This window comes from Collimonas arenae, assembly GCF_000786695.1.
Lineage (GTDB): Bacteria > Pseudomonadota > Gammaproteobacteria > Burkholderiales > Burkholderiaceae_D > Collimonas > Collimonas arenae_A.
Genome location: NZ_CP009962.1, coordinates 4,177,522 through 4,193,057, shown reverse-complemented (window position 1 = coordinate 4,193,057; position 15,536 = coordinate 4,177,522). Strand labels below are relative to the sequence as shown.

Here is a 15,536-nt window from a genome sequence, read left to right as displayed (position 1 = left end):
CGGTGCCAGATGATTATTATTATTTACTCCGATACCAACGCCGGTTCGATTGTTTCCAATCTGGGCTTGCCCGAATACAGCTACTACTTTGTGCTGAAGGAATTTCGCCCGGTGCTTGAGCAGTTGGGCATCGTGGTTACCGTCAGTGATCCTGAACGTGAAGTGGACGACATCTACCGAAGCGCCAAAGCACATGGGGAGTCCTGCGTTTTCCTGTCGTTTTCGCCGCCGCATAAAACCGCGGTGGGTCTTGTTTGTCCGACTGTTCCTGTATTTGCATGGGAATTCAGCACACTGCCTAATGAAGTCTGGCTTGGCGAGCCGCGCCATGACTGGCGCTATGTGTTCGATAAAGTAGGCAGCGCGATTACACATTCCGCATACACTGCAAATTCGGTACGGCAGGCAATGACGCCAGAGTTTCTGGTAGCGGCGATACCTGCGCCGGTCTGGGATCGTTTTGCCGCATTGCGCGAGAAATTATCGATTGCAAATTATCCTGATGGCGTTGATCTGCTGGTTGCCGGCACGGTCATCGATAGCCGCACGGTCGATCTTTCACCGTATAGCGTCCCGTTGCGCCGTTATCCCAAGCCGGACCTGGTCCGGCCGCCGGCGCTTGCGAAGCGCGAGCCGGTCAAGGTCCATATCGACGGCGTGGTGTATACCTCGGTCTTCAACCCCTATGACGGACGCAAGAACTGGTACGACATGATCAGCGCATTTTGCTGGGCGTTCCGCGACGTCGAAGAGGCCACACTGGTATTAAAGCTGACGCACAATGACGTCAAGATCGGTATCGATAATTTGCTGGAGAATGTGTACAAGCTGACACCGTTCAAATGCAGGGTTCTGTTGATCCACGGTTATCTGAGCGACGCGGATTATGAAAAGCTGGTGTCGGCAACAACCTATATCCTGAATACCTCGCATGGGGAAGGCCAGTGCCTGCCTTTGATGGAATTCATGTCCTGTGGAAAGCCAGCCATTGCGCCACGCAACACGGCAATGGCCGACTATATTGACAGCGACAACGCCTTTGTACTGGACTCCAACACAGAACCGAGCCACTGGCCGCATGATCCGCGCCAGGCATACCGTACCCTGCGTTACCGCATAGACTGGGGTACATTGCTTGCCGCCTACAAGGAAAGTTATCGCGTCGCCAAGCAGGATCCGGCAAGGTATTGGCAAATGGCCGACCACGCAGTTCAGCGGTTGCAGCAGCATTGTTCGCATGCGGTGGTCAAGGAACGTCTCGAATCTTTCCTTGCCAGCCGGATCGCTATGCACAAGCGCGATATCGACCTCACATCGGAAAAGGTCACCCTATGATCAAGTTCCTTTCCGGTTGGTGGCGTCCCTCGAAAGCAAAAATAACTGAACAGGAAAAGTTGCCTGCGCCGGTATCGGCGGATGGCGTGGTTGATTCACGTGTCTGCGGTTTTATCGATACTGTGCAAAGCGGTTGGTTTCAAACCGACACCAGCGAGTTATTGAAGGGTTTTCCAATTGGTCCGGAAGATATTGTCCTCGATGTCGGTTGCGGCGAGGGTGGGGCTACCTTGTTCGCCGCGCGTTGTGGCGCGCATGTGATTTTTTCAGATACCGACGCGGAGCAAGTCGAACGATTGTCTGCCAATGTGGCGAATGTTCCGGCGCGTAGCTTCCAGGCGCTGGTTGGCGACACCGACCCGCTACCGCTAGCCGATGGCAGCGTCAGCCGCATCGTCGCCATGGAAATGCTGGAGCATGTCGACGATCCAACAAAGGTACTGGCCGAACTTGTTCGCGTTGGCCAGCCCGGCGCACTTTATTTGCTGACCGTTCCGGATCCGGTCGGAGAAGGTTTGCAGAAACAACTGGCACCGCCGTCGCATTTTCAAAAGCCCAACCATATTCATGTTTTCGAGCGTGATGCGTTCGCAGCATTGGTGACTGATGCCGGTTTGCAGATCGAACGGCATCACGCGTCCGGTTTTTTTTGGTCAGTCTGGATGTGCCTGTATTGGGCAGGCGAATCCACCGGCGATGGCGCTACGCGCGATAACATCAAACCGCCTTATTCACCTTTGCTCAATGAATGGGCAAAGACTTGGTATCAATTGATTTCGTTGCCGGAGGGAGCCAGGATCAAGCAAGTATTGGATAGCGTCATGCCCAAGAGCCAGGCGATTATCGCCCGCAAGCCAGAGCATAGATAAACGTCGGAGCTGATGACCTATGAATCATCGCATTAAAGATATCGAGCTATTGCGCGGAATCGCGGTGCTATTCGTTTTGTTCGAGCATACGCGCTTCAATTTATTCGGGCAGCCAAGCGACGGTCTTGCGTTCATCTACACGCATTTCGGATTCTGGAATGGCGTTGATTTGTTCTTTGCGATTTCGGGATTCGTGATTGCCAGAGATTTGATTCCGCGGCTTGATCGCAGCGGGGATCGGGAAACATTTTTTTCAGTTGCAGTCAAATTCTGGGTAAGGCGCGCCTGGCGCTTGTGGCCTACCGCGTGGCTTTGGCTGGTACTGTTGCTGCTGGCAACAGTCGCGTTCAAGAAATCTGGAATATTCAGCTCGCTTCAGGTGAATCTGGAAGGAAGCCTGGCAGGATTTTTGAACTACATGAATTTCCGCGTGATGTTGAAGTTCGGCCATGATGAACTTGGTCCGACTACGCCATATTGGAGCCTTTCCCTGGAAGAGCAGTTTTATCTGCTGCTACCGTTTGCCGTCTTTATTTGTCGTCGCTGGCTGTCCAGTGTATTGATTATCTTGGTTGTGCTGCAATTTTTTGCGAATCGTCACCATTCCTTATTTCTGATGCTGGTGCGATCTGATGCGCTGTTGTTAGGTGTGTTGCTGGCAATCTGGAGCAAGCATGACAGTTATCGCAGGTTGGAGCCGGTGTTCTTGAAAAATCTAAACTGGGCGCGTTTTACGCTGTTGCTGATTCTTCTGGCAGGTCTCGCAAAAATCGGATCGCCGCAATATCAGGATTTTCGCTATTGGGTCGGCATCGTGGCGTTGATTTCCATTGTGCTGGTATGGATTGCGTCTTATGACATGGATTATCTGATGCCGGACAATCCATTGAAGCGCATATTGCTTTGGGTTGGCAGCCGCTCCTATGCGCTGTATCTGACGCACATGCCGGCTTATCTGATGAGTCGGCAGATCTGGTTTTGGATTGCTCCCACAGATACCATTTTCGATCATACCTACAACGTAAGGCTCGCTCTCACTGCAGCAGTGCTGGTAGTCATATTCAGCGAACTTAACTACCGCTTTGTCGAGACGCCCTTACGTGCACAAGGCAAAAGAATTGCCGAAAAAATGGGGCAGTCCAGGTTTCAGCTTCAAACATAGATCATCACGATGGAAGAAAAATTAGCATGCGCGACATGATCAGAAAATTTTTCGGTATCGCCAGGAATGATGCCCTGGCCCCGATTGTCCCGATTGCGCCGGTTATTGAAATAGTACCGGCGGCTCCGGTTGCGCCCGCCGATTCCTTTCATGTCGGATTGCGCGACGCCTTGGCGAGCGGCTGGTATTTGCAGGAAAGCGATGAACTCTATCGCGGCTTCGTTATTAATGCGGAGGACATCGTGCTTGATATTGGCTGCGGTGACGGTGGCAATTCATTGTTTTGCGGACACCGCGGCGCTCACGTAATTGTGGCTGATATCGATGCAGACAAAGTTGAGTTCACCAGGCAACGGCTGACAGAAACTCCTGCGCGGATCGTGCAATGCGTCGTGAGCGATGCTAATCCATTGCCGCTGGAAAGCGGCACAGCATCAAAAGTGGTATGCATGGAAGTACTTGAACACGTTGACGATCCTGTTCAATTCCTGAGTGAACTGGTCAGGGTTGGCCAGCAAGGTTCGCATTACTTGCTGTCAGTGCCGGATCCGGTACAAGAGAATCTGCAGAAACAGGTAGCGCCAGCTTCTCATTTTGAAAAGCCGAACCATATCAGGATTATTCAGCGCGACGAATTTGAGAAGATGGTGACCGATGCAGGCCTGGTGATTGAACGTCACGAATATTATGGCTTCTACTGGTCGGTCTGGTGGCTGCTTTTTTGGGTTTGCAAGGTTGATCTGAGCAATCCTCGACACCCTCTGCTGGAGAGTTGGGCAAAAACCTGGGAAATCCTGATGGATAGTCCGAACGGCGAACACGTCAGGAGCGCCTTGAACGATTTCATGCCCAAGAGCCAGATCATTGTCGCACGCAAGCCATGATGGAAGTTGCGATATGGTTTTAAATTTACAACGGCAGAGAAGGAGCGGCTGCATATGAAACGACTATTTATTACCGGCCAGTCAGGGTTTGTCGGTCTTACTTTTGAGCGCCTGCGCGAACATAGCGTTGCCGCGCACGGCTGGCAACTGATATCCGCCGCCGGTTCTTATGATCTGCTGGATCCGGCTTCGCTGGATCTCGTATTGCAGCAGGCACGTCCGGATGCTGTCATTCATCTCGCCGGACAGACTTTTATCCCGGAAGCATTCCGCGATCCCGCACATACACTGGATGTCAATCTGAAGGGAACCCTGAATCTGTTGCAGGCGCTGCAAGGCAACGGGTTCAGCGGCACTTTTCTCTACGTCAGTTCCGGCGATGTTTACGGCAAGGTGAATCCCGAGCTGCTGCCGATCAGCGAGCAACAACCCGCACGTCCGCAAAATCCTTATGCGGTCAGCAAATCTGCTGCGGAACTCCTGTGCTATCAATGGAGTTGCAATCTGCCGTGGCGCATCATGATCGCGCGTCCGTTCAACCACATTGGTGCCGGGCAGCGGGAAGATTTCGTGATATCCAGCGTCGCGCGGCAGTTGGCGCGTATACGGCTGGGCTTACAGGAACCACGCATCCAGGTCGGCGATGTTGATGTCACCCGCGATTTTCTTGATGTCGAAGATGTCATTTCGGCCTATCTGTCCTTGCTGGAAAAAGGGCAGAACGGTGAAATCTACAACGTTTGTTCTGGCAAGGAATATCTGATCCGAGACATGATCGCCAGTATGTTGTATCTGACCGAGATCGATGCTGCGATCGAACAGGATCCGTCACGACTGCGACCTTCCGATCTGCGTCGCGTGAAGGGCGACAATAGAAAACTTACGCTGGCAACAGGATGGCAGCCTGCCATTCCCATGCAACAGACTTTACTGAGTGTCCTGCAAGACTGGGATGCGCGGGCCGGCGCCGAGCGCACGATTCAGCCTACGCTTTAGCGGCAGGCGCGACACATTGGTTATCAAAATAAAATAACGGAGATGTATCAGATGACGAAAACAGCATTGATTACCGGAGTAACCGGGCAAGATGGCGCATATCTTGCCAAGCTATTGCTGGACAAGGACTACAAAGTCTACGGCATGCTGGCGAGACGCAGCAGCGATACTTTGTGGCGCTTGCGCGAGTTGGGTATCCTGGAACAGTTGCAGTTCATTGAAGGAGATCTTGCCGACGCAACTTCTGCAATACGCGCGGTGTGCCAATCGCATCCTGACGAGATCTACAATCTGGGCGCACAGAGTTTTGTCGGTACGTCCTGGAACCAGCCGGTAGTCACCGGCATGGTGGATGGCCTGGGTGTTACGCACATGCTGGAAGCCATTCGCCAGTTCGCTCCTGCTGCACGCTTCTATCAAGCCTCTACCAGTGAAATGTTTGGTCTGATCCAGGCTGAACACCAAGACGAGAACACACCATTCTATCCACGCAGTCCGTATGGCGTTGCCAAGCTCTACGGTCATTGGATCACCGTCAATTATCGTGAAAGTTTCGGTTTGCATGCCTCAAGCGGGATCTTGTTCAATCACGAGTCGCCATTGCGCGGCATCGAATTCGTCACGCGCAAGGTGACTGATGCTGCGGCGCGGATCAAGCTTGGCAAACAGCGGGAGCTTCGGCTAGGAAATGTCGACGCCAGGCGCGACTGGGGATTCGCCGGAGATTACGTGGAAGCAATGTGGCTGATGCTGCAGCAAGAGCAGGCTGAAGATTACGTGATCGCAACCGGCGTCACCACCAGCGTGCGCGAAATGTGCCGGATTGCTTTTTCTTATCTCGATTTGAACTATGAAGATCATCTGGTTATTGACCCGAAGCTGTTCCGCCCGGCCGAAGTGGATGTCCTACTCGGTAATCCCGCCAAAGCACATGGCAAATTGGGTTGGAAGCCAAAAACCGCTCTCGAGCAATTGATGCAACAAATGGTCGACGCTGATATGCGTCGTGTGGCAAAAGAATAAGGGGGAGACGAATATGCGTACGCCAGAACCCGGTATTCCATTGACAACAACAGCGGTAATCGTTCCGGTAGTGCTTTCAGGCGGCGCCGGGACGCGCTTGTGGCCAGTCTCGCGAGAAGGGCATCCTAAGCCCTTCATCAAACTTCCTGATGGGAAAAGCCTGCTGCAGAAAACCTATCAGCGGGTGGCGCAACTGGGCATCCGTGGCGACATTCTGAGCGTGACGAATCGCGACTATTATTTCCAGAGCAAAGACGAATTCATTTCAGCCGATCTGGGAGCTCATCATCGGCCGCATTTCATGCTTGAGCCATCGGGACGAAATACAGCGCCTGCGATCGCAGCGGCGGCAGTGTCCCTGCGCGCTCTGCACGGCGACAATACCATCATGGTGGTGATGCCTGCGGATCATTTGATCAAGGATGTCGAATGTTTTGCCGAAGCTGTGCGGCATGCGGTGGAAGTCGCCAAGCAAGGTTATCTGGTGACATTCGGGATACGGCCGCTGACACCGGAAACCGGCTTCGGCTATATCGAATGCGGCGCGGAAATTGACGACGACGGTGCTGCTCAGGTAAAGCGTTTCATTGAAAAGCCGGACGCCGAACGTGCTGCCGGCTTTGTTGAAAGCGGAAAGCACCTGTGGAATGCCGGCATATTTTGTTTCTCGGTATCGACCTTTTTAAGCGAGCTGGAAAAGTACGCTCCGGAAATTCTGACGAAAGCCACGTCTTGCATTGAAGTCAGCCCGGCCAGCACAGCGGCAGGCGTCTTGCTGCAGGAACTGGACAGCGAGAGTTTCATGGCGATGGATGATATTTCGATCGACTATGCGGTGTTGGAACACTCCGATCGGGTCGCAGTGATATCGGCCGGCTTTGACTGGAATGATATCGGTTCCTGGGGAGCGTTGCGCCAGTTGGTCGAGCCTGACGAACAAGAAAATCGCGTACTGGGCGAAGCGGTTCTGATCGACAGCAATAATAATTACATCTACTCTGAACAGCGCCTGGTGGCGACCGTCGGCGTCAATAACCTGATCGTGGTGGACACGCCTGACGCACTTCTGATCGCACATCCGGACCATGTGCAGAATGTGAAGAAGATTGTGCATCAGCTCAAGAGTACTCAGCACGACACTTACAAATTGCACCGTACCGTGTTCCGGCCGTGGGGTAGTTACACATTGTTGGAACAAGGACCCAATTTCAAGATCAAGCGCATCGTGGTAAAGCAGGGCGCGTCGCTGTCGTTGCAGATGCATCATCATCGCAGCGAGCACTGGGTCGTGGTGCATGGCATGGCCAAGGTGGTGAATGGCGACAAGGAAATCTATGTTAACACCAACGAATCGACCTACATCCCGGCCGGTACCCGGCACCGTCTGGAAAATCCCGGCTTGCTGGAACTGGTCATGATTGAAGTGCAGAGCGGTGCTTATCTTGGCGAAGACGATATCGTACGTTTTGACGACAAGTACGGCAGGTGCAAGCAGTGTTGAAGATGATGCAGAAAACAAGGACGCACACACTGTTGCGTTCGATATGGCATTACCGTGGCTTTATTATCGGTAGCGTCAAGCGCGAATTTCAGTCGCGCTATCGCAATTCGATGTTGGGCGCTGCCTGGATGGTGTTGAATCCGCTCGCCATGATCGTGGTCTATACGGTGATCTTTTCGCAGTTGATGCATGCACGCTTGCCAAACGCCAGCAGCCAGTTCGCTTACGGGATTTATCTGTGCGCTGGCTTGCTGACATGGGGATTTTTCACAGAGACTGTGTCGCGCATGCAAAACATGTTTCTGGAAAACGGCAACATGCTCAAGAAGCTGAATTTTCCGCGTATTTGCCTGCCCATTATCACCGTCATGAATGCAGGTTTGAATTTTTGCATCATCTTTACCTTGTTCCTCGGCTTCTTGCTGGTGTCCGGTAATTTTCCCGGCTGGGTTTTCTTCGGCATGTTGCCGCTGCTATTGATACAAGTGTTGTTTTCCGCTGGTCTGGGGATTGTGCTTGGAGTGTTAAACGTCTTTTTTCGCGATATCGGCCAACTGTTTGGCATCGTGCTGCAATTCTGGTTCTGGTTTACACCAATTGTCTATACGGTTTCCACCTTGCCTGCCGCCGTACAAACCTTGCTCAAATTTAATCCAATGACTGCTTTGGTCGTTGCCTATCAGGGAATTTTTGTCAGTGGCATATGGCCGCACTGGAACGATTTGTGGGTGGTTACGCTGTTGAGCGTGCTCTTGTGTGCTTTCGGGATGCTGCTGTTCCGCCGGCACGCAGGTGAAATGGTGGATGAACTCTGATGGGTAAGGTTACCGTGAAAGGCCTGGGCAAGGCCTATAAATCATATAACGGCCGCTGGGCGCGCCTGGCGGAATGGTTAATCCCGTTTGCCAAACCGCGCCATCAGTTGCACTGGGTCTTGCAGGGCATCGATTTTGAGCTGGAGGCCGGTGAGGCGGTGGGAATCGTCGGCATCAACGGCGCTGGCAAAAGCACGTTGTTGAAACTGATTGCAGGAACCACCCAATGCACCGTTGGCACCATCGATATTCGGGGAAGGGTGGCGGCACTGCTGGAACTCGGGATGGGTTTTCATCCCGATTTTACCGGCCGGCAAAATGCCATCATGGCCGGTCAGCTGCAGGGTTTGCGCGGTGACGAAATTGCATCTTTGATGCCGGCGATCGAAGCGTTTGCGGAAATCGGCGAATACATCGACCAGCCGGTGCGTACTTATTCGAGTGGCATGCAGATGCGGCTGGCTTTCAGCGTCGCCACGGCCAGCCGGCCGGACGTGTTGATTGTTGACGAAGCGCTGTCTGTCGGCGACGCTTATTTCCAGCATAAAAGCTTTGAACGGATCAGGGAATTCCGACGTTCTGGCACCACCTTGCTGATTGTTTCGCATGATCGTTATGCCATCCAGACTATCTGTGATCGCGCCATCCTGCTGAATCGCGGCCGCCTGGAAATGCAGGGCGACCCGGTCGAAGTAATGGATTTTTATAATGCCATGCTGGCAGAGCGCGAGCAGCAAACCGTCAGGCAAGAGCGTTTGGAAGACGGCAGGTTAAGAACGATTTCCGGTACAGGTGAAGCCAGTATTGTGTCCGTGAACTTGCTGGATGACGAGGGTAAGAAGCTTGATGTGATCGAAGTCGGCGCCTACGCCACGCTGGAAATACGGGTTGCGATCAATGTCGCCATACCGCGGCTGGTGATGGGGTACATGATCAAGGACAAACTGGGGCAGTCGATCTTTGGCATCAATACACATCGGCTCGAGATGCCGCAGACGGACTTGGTGGCCGACGAAGAGTTGGTGTATCGCTGTCGCTTTCCGGTGAACCTGGGCAAGGGCAGCTATTCGGTAGCCATTTCCTTGTCGCGGCTGGACTCGCATCTGGATACCAACTATGAGTGGCGCGACTATAGCGTCATTTTCCATGTAATCAATACGCAGCATCCCGACTTTGTCGGTTGTGCATTCCTGGACGCCGAGATGGCGGTCGAACGTTCATATGGATATGCGCGCAAGATTGAGGTTACAGCATGACTAGGCTACTGATCGAATGCACGTATGTGTTTCATCACCCGGAAATGAATTCCGGCATACAACGCGTGGTCCGCAATATTATCAATCATCTGCCGTCAGTTCAGGATGAAGCGGTTTGCATTCCCGTCATATTCAAACAAGGAAAGCTGCTTGAAGTCAAACAGTTGGCGCCAGATTATGGTGACGATTGGCGTAGCCGCTTGCAAGAAAAGTTGGAAAAGGCGACGCAAAAACTGGTGCAGATACGCAATCGTTACTGGTTGCTTCATTCCCGCCTGTTGTACCATTGGCCGTGGAACGCATTTCACAATGCCAAGCGTGTGACATATGTCCTATGCCGACTACTCAGTTTGTCGTTCATGTTGCCCTTGTATTTGGCAGAATGGCTGCTGAAAAAAATTGAAGTGCGTCCGCGCGCATTTGAAATGGAATGCCGTTCCGATGACATTCTGGTGCTGCTGGATTCGTCGTGGCATGCAGATTTTTTTCCGGTAGCGGAAAAACTGCAGCAACAGGGCGTGTCTATCGTATCGGTTATTTACGATTTGATTCCTTTAACCCATCCGCAATTTTGCGATGGTCCGCTGGTCCAGGTTTTCGATCGTTGGTTTGAATGGATTGCCAACACGGCAAACGGTTTCGTTGCGATATCCGGCACCATACGCGATGAAGTGCGGACCGAGGTGCAACGGCGCTTAGGTACTGAGCAGGCCGGGAACCGGTGGTTTGATTTTTTTCATCTGGGTTCCGAACTCGATCAGGTTGGTCCTTGTAAAACAGTGCGCCCCGTGTTGAAGAAATTGTTCATATCCGGCCGTTCTGTCTATCTGATGGTCAGCACCATAGAGCCTCGCAAGAACCACGCTTACTTGCTCGATGCCTTTGATCGCTTGTGGGAAGAGGGCGGCGATGTCGTCTTGTGCTTCATTGGGCGCATAGGATGGAAAAATGAGCGCCTGATCGAGCGAGTGAAAACGCATCCGGAGCTGAAACGACGGCTTTACATGTTTAATGATCTGAGCGACGTCGAATTGGAATATGCCTATAGCCACTCCAAGGCATTGGTTTTCCCGTCATTCGTGGAGGGCTTTGGTTTACCGGTGGTGGAAGCGATGCAGCGTGGTTTGCCGGCGATGGGCAGCGATATACCTGTTTTCCATGAGATTGGCGGCGATTTTATGAGTTATTTTGATTTGGACCAACCGGACTCGCTGGCGCGGCAAGTCAGGCAGTTTGAAAGCAGCGGCGTTTTTCCTGCGCCGCGGACAATAAAAGACTGGTCCTGGCTGAATTGGGAGAATTCTGCGCGTCAACTGGTGCAGCGGGTTCTGCAACAAACCAACGTTCGTCAGTACGTGCAAAGTGGCTGTGATGAAACTGACGATTGCACTAAATAGCAAAATCCTGCTGGCTCCGCGCACCGGTATCGGCAACTATGTCGCCGAGCTTGCGCAAGCCTTGCAGCAAGATAGCGAACTGGACATGCAGTATTTTTACGGCGCCCGCTGGCGGCCGGCATTGGCAACTGCATCGATGCCGGAATACGCGCGTTGGTCTGGCGTTGCCAAGCGCCTGCCGGCGGCCTACATGATGCGCCGGGCGCTTGAGCAATTATGTTTCAATCGCGGAGTACGCAGGATTGCTCCTGATGTGTATCACGAGCCGACTTTGTGGCCGCTGAATTTTTCCGGGCCGACAGTGATGACAGTGCATGATCTTACACATATTCATTATCCGCAAACGCAGCCCAAAGATCGTCTGAAGGAAATTGAACGGCGTTTGCCATCGGCAGTGGCGCGCGCCAGCCGGATACTGGTCGACTCCGAGTTTATTGGCACAGAAGTAAAGAGGCAATTCAACCTGCCGGCGGAAAAGGTGGTGCTGGCGCCGCTTGCCTGTTCAGCGATCTTTCGGCCACGGAACGAACCGGAGCTGGCGCTTCGTTTAAAAAAATTGGGCCTGACTTATCGCGGCTTTGTTCTTTCGGTTGGCACGCTGGAGCCACGCAAGAATCTGGCGTTGACGCTCAAGGCCCATGCGCGGTTGCCGCAGTCGTTGCGCGCGCGTTTCCCGTTGCTGGTGGTCGGCATGGCAGGCTGGCAAGCCGAGGCATGGAGCGGTGCGCTGGCGCAAGCGGTGAGCGCCGGTTACGTACGTCTTGCGGGTTATCTGGATCAGGCAGATCTGGCTTGTGTCACGGCCGCCGCCAGGATCATGGTGTTTCCGTCTCTGTACGAGGGCTTTGGCCTGCCGTTGCTGGAATCCATGGCCAGCGGTACGCCGGTCATTGCATCTGATTGCGCAAGTCTGTCGGAAGTGGGGGGGACAGCTGGTACTTATGTTGGTCCGCAAGACGAGGTTGCTCTGACCGAGCAAATGCGGCGGCTGATGGAGGATGACGGATACTGGACGGAGCGGCGTAGCGCCGGTTTGGCGCGCTCACAGGATTTTTCCTGGGAAAAATGTGCTGCGATCACTGCTGGGGTGTATCGGCAAGTCGCGCATAGTTAAATAATATTGTTTGATCTTAAGTAGTCTTAGGTAGACTGGTGTGGAGACAGGCAGTCGGCGCCAATAGAAAAGAGCTCTTACATCCTGTTGCGACGGAAGATGGGGCAGAACATGAAAGAGAATGCAATGCGAGTTCTTCATTTTTACAAGACTTACCAGTCGGAGTCATATGGCGGCGTCGAGCAGACCATTTACCAGCTGTGCAAGTGTTCGCCGGCCAGCGGTATTGAAAGCGAAGTGCTGACGCTGAGCGAATCTCCTGAGCCGGCCGAATTGATGTATCACGGGCACAAGGTGCATCGGGTCAAGCTGGATTTGCATATTGCCTCTACCGGTTTTTCATTTTCCGCCATCAAGCGTTTTGCCCAGCTGGCTGACGATTTCGATTTGGTGCACTACCATTTTCCGTGGCCATTCATGGATCTGGTGCATTTTGTTACGCGCATAAACAAGCCAAGTGTAGTGACCTATCATTCCGATATCGTGCGTTATAAAGCCCTGTTGCAGTTATACCGGCCTTTGATGCATCGCTTTCTCAGCAGCGTCGATGCAATCGTCGCCACTTCGCCTAACTATTTGCAAACCAGCTCGGTTCTAGCCGGTTACAAGGATAAAACGCAGGTCATTCCCATCGGACTCGATAAAAGCAACTATCCAACCCCGTCAGAGCCATTGATGGCGGAATGGCAAGCACGCATCGGCGACCGGTTTTTCTTGTTTGTCGGCGCTATCCGTTATTACAAAGGCTTGCATATCCTGCTGGATGCAGCACGCGGAACCAATTACCCGATCGTGATCGTCGGCGCCGGCCCGATCGAACAGGAACTCAAACAGCGTGCCGCCGAAGAAGGATTGAGCAATGTGATTTTCCTGGGCATTGTCAGCGATGAAGACAAGGTCGCCTTGCTGCGGCAATGCTACGCGCTGGTCTTTCCTTCGCACTTGCGCTCGGAAGCCTTTGGCATTTCCCTGCTGGAGGGCGCAATGTATGGCAAACCGATGATTTCAAGCGAAATCGGTACCGGCACCAGCTATATCAACAACCATGGCGAAACCGGCATCGTGGTTCCTCCTAGCGATCCAGATGCCTTCAGGGCTGCGATGCAGCAGTTATGGGACGATCCCGGTCAGGCGCAGGCAATGGGGCTTCGTGCTCAGGCGCGTTATCATAAATTATTCACGGCACGAGTGATGGGTGAGAGCTACGCAACGCTCTATCGCGACGTGCTGGCAATGCGCGGAGTGACCGAACCGCAAGCAAGCCTGAGAGCTTGAACTTGGCGCTGAAGTGATATGTGATAGGATTGTTTAATAGATAAGCTATTAAATAATTTATTTAAATAGTGTTTAACTATTAAAAACTATAGATAACATTCGCGCCAGATGCCAGTCTGGGCGCATGTCATTTCGTATGTCACTAAATCGCTTATTCGGGGTGATTTCTACGCTCCTGATGCTGCTTTTTCTGACTCTCACCGGCAAGATTCTCGACAGCGAATGGACTGTGTATCAGCACAGTACGGAAAGCATACCTGCGATCAGGAATGTGCATCTGGCATTGCTGACGGAAGAAAAGCTGGTCATTGAGCGCGGGATCAGCAACTCTCTGCTTCGGCAAGATATCCAGGATGGCGCGGCGGCGCTTGCCAGGCTGGCGCCGGCACGGGCCGCCAGCGCTCAGGCTTTCGCGACATTGCGGCAGTCCTTGCAGGCGCAAGCAAGTCCTTGGCTGGCCCCGGTAGCGGCGAACGTACAATTGACGGAGGATACACTCGCTGCCATGCGCAAAGAGGTGGATTCTCTGGCGGCGTTGCCAAAAGTGCAGCGCGATCCGGAAGCGGTAACAACCGCTGTCGATATGGCGATGACTGCCGTGGATGCTTTTACGCCGACCGTCACCGCTCTTTCCAGCATCGCCATCCAGGCCGATCCACAATCACATGGCGGCATAGACAGCGCACAGCTGGCTTCCAGCCTGCGCAATATCGCCGGTCAGATGATGTCGACCCTCACTGCCGCCATTGTCGCGCAGCGCCCCCTGACCATACAGGAGAGATACACGTTCGCCAAACTCTCTGGTCAGGCTGAGCAGCTATGTTCCGTGATTGAGCTGCAGCTGCGCGGCTACAGCCACAAGCCGGACTTCAAGGCGACACTGGAGAGTATTCACGATCACTCCATGGGTGAAGGAGTGGATTTTCTGAATACCTTGTATGTCATCGGACGCACCTCGGGAGACTACGGTTTGACGTCGGAACAGGTAGTAGCCCGCTACGTGCCGAAGATGACGGCCATTCCGCATTTGCGCGATATGATCGTTGCGGAAATGCTGCGGCAAGCTGAATACCGCAACCAGTGGGCACGTTATATTCTGTTGGCCACGGTAGGCTTGGCGATCCTGGCGCTGGGTATTTTTGTATTGCTGCTGCGCGTGATACGGCAACGGGTCTTGCGGCCGATTCTGGAAGCTACCAATTTATTTGTCGCGCTGGCTGGCGAGCGGCAGATTGCCGCAATCCCGGTCCCGCACTATGACGATGAAATCAGCGACATGATGCGTGCGATCAATATACTGAAAACGTATAGCCAGCAAAAGAAATGCCTGGAAAAAGAGCGCGAACAGATGATCGTGCAATTGCGGGCCGCTTCCGATACGGATTTCCTGACCGGCCTGCTGAACCGGCGTGCCCTTTTCTCGCAAGGAGAGCAGCAATTCGGCATCGCTCGCCGCTATCGGCGGCAACTGGCGTTGATTTTGATGGATGTTGATCATTTCAAGACGGTTAATGACAAGTACGGACATCGGGCCGGCGATCAGGTGCTGTGCATGGTAGCTGAACTGAGCAGGCGGTTCCGGCGCAAAGTCGATCTGCTAGCCCGTTACGGCGGGGAAGAGTTTTTGCTACTGCTGCCTGAGATCGATCTGGGCCAAGGCAATGCCGTTGCGGAGAAATTGCGCACAGAGATCGAGGCTTGCCATTTTAAGCTGGATGGCGGTGCTGTCATCAAAGTCACCGCCAGTTTCGGCGTCGTGGCTTTTGATGGGGACGATACGCTTGAAAGCCTGATCGCACGCGCCGACCTGGCTTTGTACAAGGCGAAGAACGGTGGCCGCAACATGATCATGACGTCGCCCCGTGATACAGGTTTGGCAGCGTCTGACAGTACCTTGTAAGTTGGTAAA

At 53.3% G+C, this 15,536-nt stretch carries 13 protein-coding genes; all 13 read left to right on the top strand.

The window, feature by feature from the left end:
* Nucleotides 1-9: 9 nt before the first annotated feature.
* Nucleotides 10-1,335, top strand: a complete 1,326-nt coding sequence (locus LT85_RS18280) for a glycosyltransferase family 1 protein (RefSeq protein ID WP_038496736.1) — start codon at nt 10-12, stop codon at nt 1,333-1,335.
* Nucleotides 1,332-2,204 (top strand): class I SAM-dependent methyltransferase, encoded by an 873-nt coding sequence (locus LT85_RS18275; RefSeq protein WP_038491678.1) that lies wholly within the window; start codon nt 1,332-1,334, stop codon nt 2,202-2,204. The genes LT85_RS18280 and LT85_RS18275 overlap by 4 nt, the downstream gene beginning before the upstream one ends.
* A gap of 19 nt (nt 2,205-2,223) precedes the next feature.
* Nucleotides 2,224-3,366 carry an acyltransferase family protein gene (locus tag LT85_RS18270; protein WP_038491676.1) on the top strand — a complete coding sequence of 381 codons (1,143 nt, stop codon included), beginning with the start codon at nt 2,224-2,226 and terminating at the stop codon, nt 3,364-3,366.
* A gap of 26 nt (nt 3,367-3,392) precedes the next feature.
* On the top strand, nt 3,393-4,250 hold the full coding sequence (locus LT85_RS18265; protein ID WP_038491673.1) for a class I SAM-dependent methyltransferase: 858 nt from the start codon (nt 3,393-3,395) through the stop codon (nt 4,248-4,250).
* 54 nt (nt 4,251-4,304) lie between these two features.
* Nucleotides 4,305-5,246 carry a GDP-mannose 4,6-dehydratase gene (locus tag LT85_RS18260; protein WP_038491670.1) on the top strand — a complete coding sequence of 314 codons (942 nt, stop codon included), beginning with the start codon at nt 4,305-4,307 and terminating at the stop codon, nt 5,244-5,246.
* Nucleotides 5,247-5,297: 51 nt separating this feature from the next.
* A complete protein-coding gene (locus LT85_RS18255) occupies nt 5,298-6,269 on the top strand; it encodes a GDP-mannose 4,6-dehydratase (RefSeq protein WP_038491667.1) in 972 nt (323 codons plus the stop codon).
* Between the two features lie 13 nt (nt 6,270-6,282).
* The gene (locus LT85_RS18250; protein ID WP_052135295.1) at nt 6,283-7,770 is read left to right on the top strand and encodes a mannose-1-phosphate guanylyltransferase/mannose-6-phosphate isomerase; all 1,488 of its coding nucleotides are present in this window, start codon (nt 6,283-6,285) and stop codon (nt 7,768-7,770) included.
* 2 nt (nt 7,771-7,772) lie between these two features.
* Nucleotides 7,773-8,585 carry an ABC transporter permease gene (locus tag LT85_RS18245; RefSeq protein ID WP_301280470.1) on the top strand — a complete coding sequence of 271 codons (813 nt, stop codon included), beginning with the start codon at nt 7,773-7,775 and terminating at the stop codon, nt 8,583-8,585.
* The gene (locus LT85_RS18240) at nt 8,585-9,841 is read left to right on the top strand and encodes an ABC transporter ATP-binding protein (protein WP_038491664.1); all 1,257 of its coding nucleotides are present in this window, start codon (nt 8,585-8,587) and stop codon (nt 9,839-9,841) included. The genes LT85_RS18245 and LT85_RS18240 overlap by 1 nt, the downstream gene beginning before the upstream one ends.
* A complete protein-coding gene (locus LT85_RS18235) occupies nt 9,838-11,238 on the top strand; it encodes a glycosyltransferase family 4 protein (RefSeq protein ID WP_038491661.1) in 1,401 nt (466 codons plus the stop codon). The genes LT85_RS18240 and LT85_RS18235 overlap by 4 nt, the downstream gene beginning before the upstream one ends.
* Nucleotides 11,213-12,352 (top strand): glycosyltransferase family 4 protein, encoded by a 1,140-nt coding sequence (locus LT85_RS18230; protein WP_081992507.1) that lies wholly within the window; start codon nt 11,213-11,215, stop codon nt 12,350-12,352. Before LT85_RS18235 ends, LT85_RS18230 begins: the two co-directional genes overlap by 26 nt.
* Before the next feature lie 126 nt (nt 12,353-12,478).
* Complete coding sequence (locus tag LT85_RS18225) at nt 12,479-13,627, top strand: glycosyltransferase family 4 protein (protein ID WP_038496723.1); 1,149 nt, start codon at nt 12,479-12,481, stop codon at nt 13,625-13,627.
* A 178-nt stretch (nt 13,628-13,805) separates the two neighbouring features.
* On the top strand, nt 13,806-15,527 hold the full coding sequence (locus LT85_RS18220) for a GGDEF domain-containing protein (protein ID WP_172657004.1): 1,722 nt from the start codon (nt 13,806-13,808) through the stop codon (nt 15,525-15,527).
* Nucleotides 15,528-15,536: the final 9 nt, after the last annotated feature.

What these genes read in the sequence shown, in the direction of transcription:
- LT85_RS18280 (WP_038496736.1), top strand. Translation starts at nt 10, where the DNA reads ATGATTATTATTATTTACTCCGATACCAACGCCGGTTCGATTGTTTCC.
- LT85_RS18275 (WP_038491678.1), top strand. Translation starts at nt 1,332, where the DNA reads ATGATCAAGTTCCTTTCCGGTTGGTGGCGTCCCTCGAAAGCAAAAATA.
- LT85_RS18270 (WP_038491676.1), top strand. Translation starts at nt 2,224, where the DNA reads ATGAATCATCGCATTAAAGATATCGAGCTATTGCGCGGAATCGCGGTG.
- LT85_RS18265 (WP_038491673.1), top strand. Translation starts at nt 3,393, where the DNA reads ATGCGCGACATGATCAGAAAATTTTTCGGTATCGCCAGGAATGATGCC.
- LT85_RS18260 (WP_038491670.1), top strand. Translation starts at nt 4,305, where the DNA reads ATGAAACGACTATTTATTACCGGCCAGTCAGGGTTTGTCGGTCTTACT.
- LT85_RS18255 (WP_038491667.1), top strand. Translation starts at nt 5,298, where the DNA reads ATGACGAAAACAGCATTGATTACCGGAGTAACCGGGCAAGATGGCGCA.
- LT85_RS18250 (WP_052135295.1), top strand. Translation starts at nt 6,283, where the DNA reads ATGCGTACGCCAGAACCCGGTATTCCATTGACAACAACAGCGGTAATC.
- LT85_RS18245 (WP_301280470.1), top strand. Translation starts at nt 7,773, where the DNA reads ATGATGCAGAAAACAAGGACGCACACACTGTTGCGTTCGATATGGCAT.
- LT85_RS18240 (WP_038491664.1), top strand. Translation starts at nt 8,585, where the DNA reads ATGGGTAAGGTTACCGTGAAAGGCCTGGGCAAGGCCTATAAATCATAT.
- LT85_RS18235 (WP_038491661.1), top strand. Translation starts at nt 9,838, where the DNA reads ATGACTAGGCTACTGATCGAATGCACGTATGTGTTTCATCACCCGGAA.
- LT85_RS18230 (WP_081992507.1), top strand. Translation starts at nt 11,213, where the DNA reads ATGAAACTGACGATTGCACTAAATAGCAAAATCCTGCTGGCTCCGCGC.
- LT85_RS18225 (WP_038496723.1), top strand. Translation starts at nt 12,479, where the DNA reads ATGCGAGTTCTTCATTTTTACAAGACTTACCAGTCGGAGTCATATGGC.
- LT85_RS18220 (WP_172657004.1), top strand. Translation starts at nt 13,806, where the DNA reads ATGCTGCTTTTTCTGACTCTCACCGGCAAGATTCTCGACAGCGAATGG.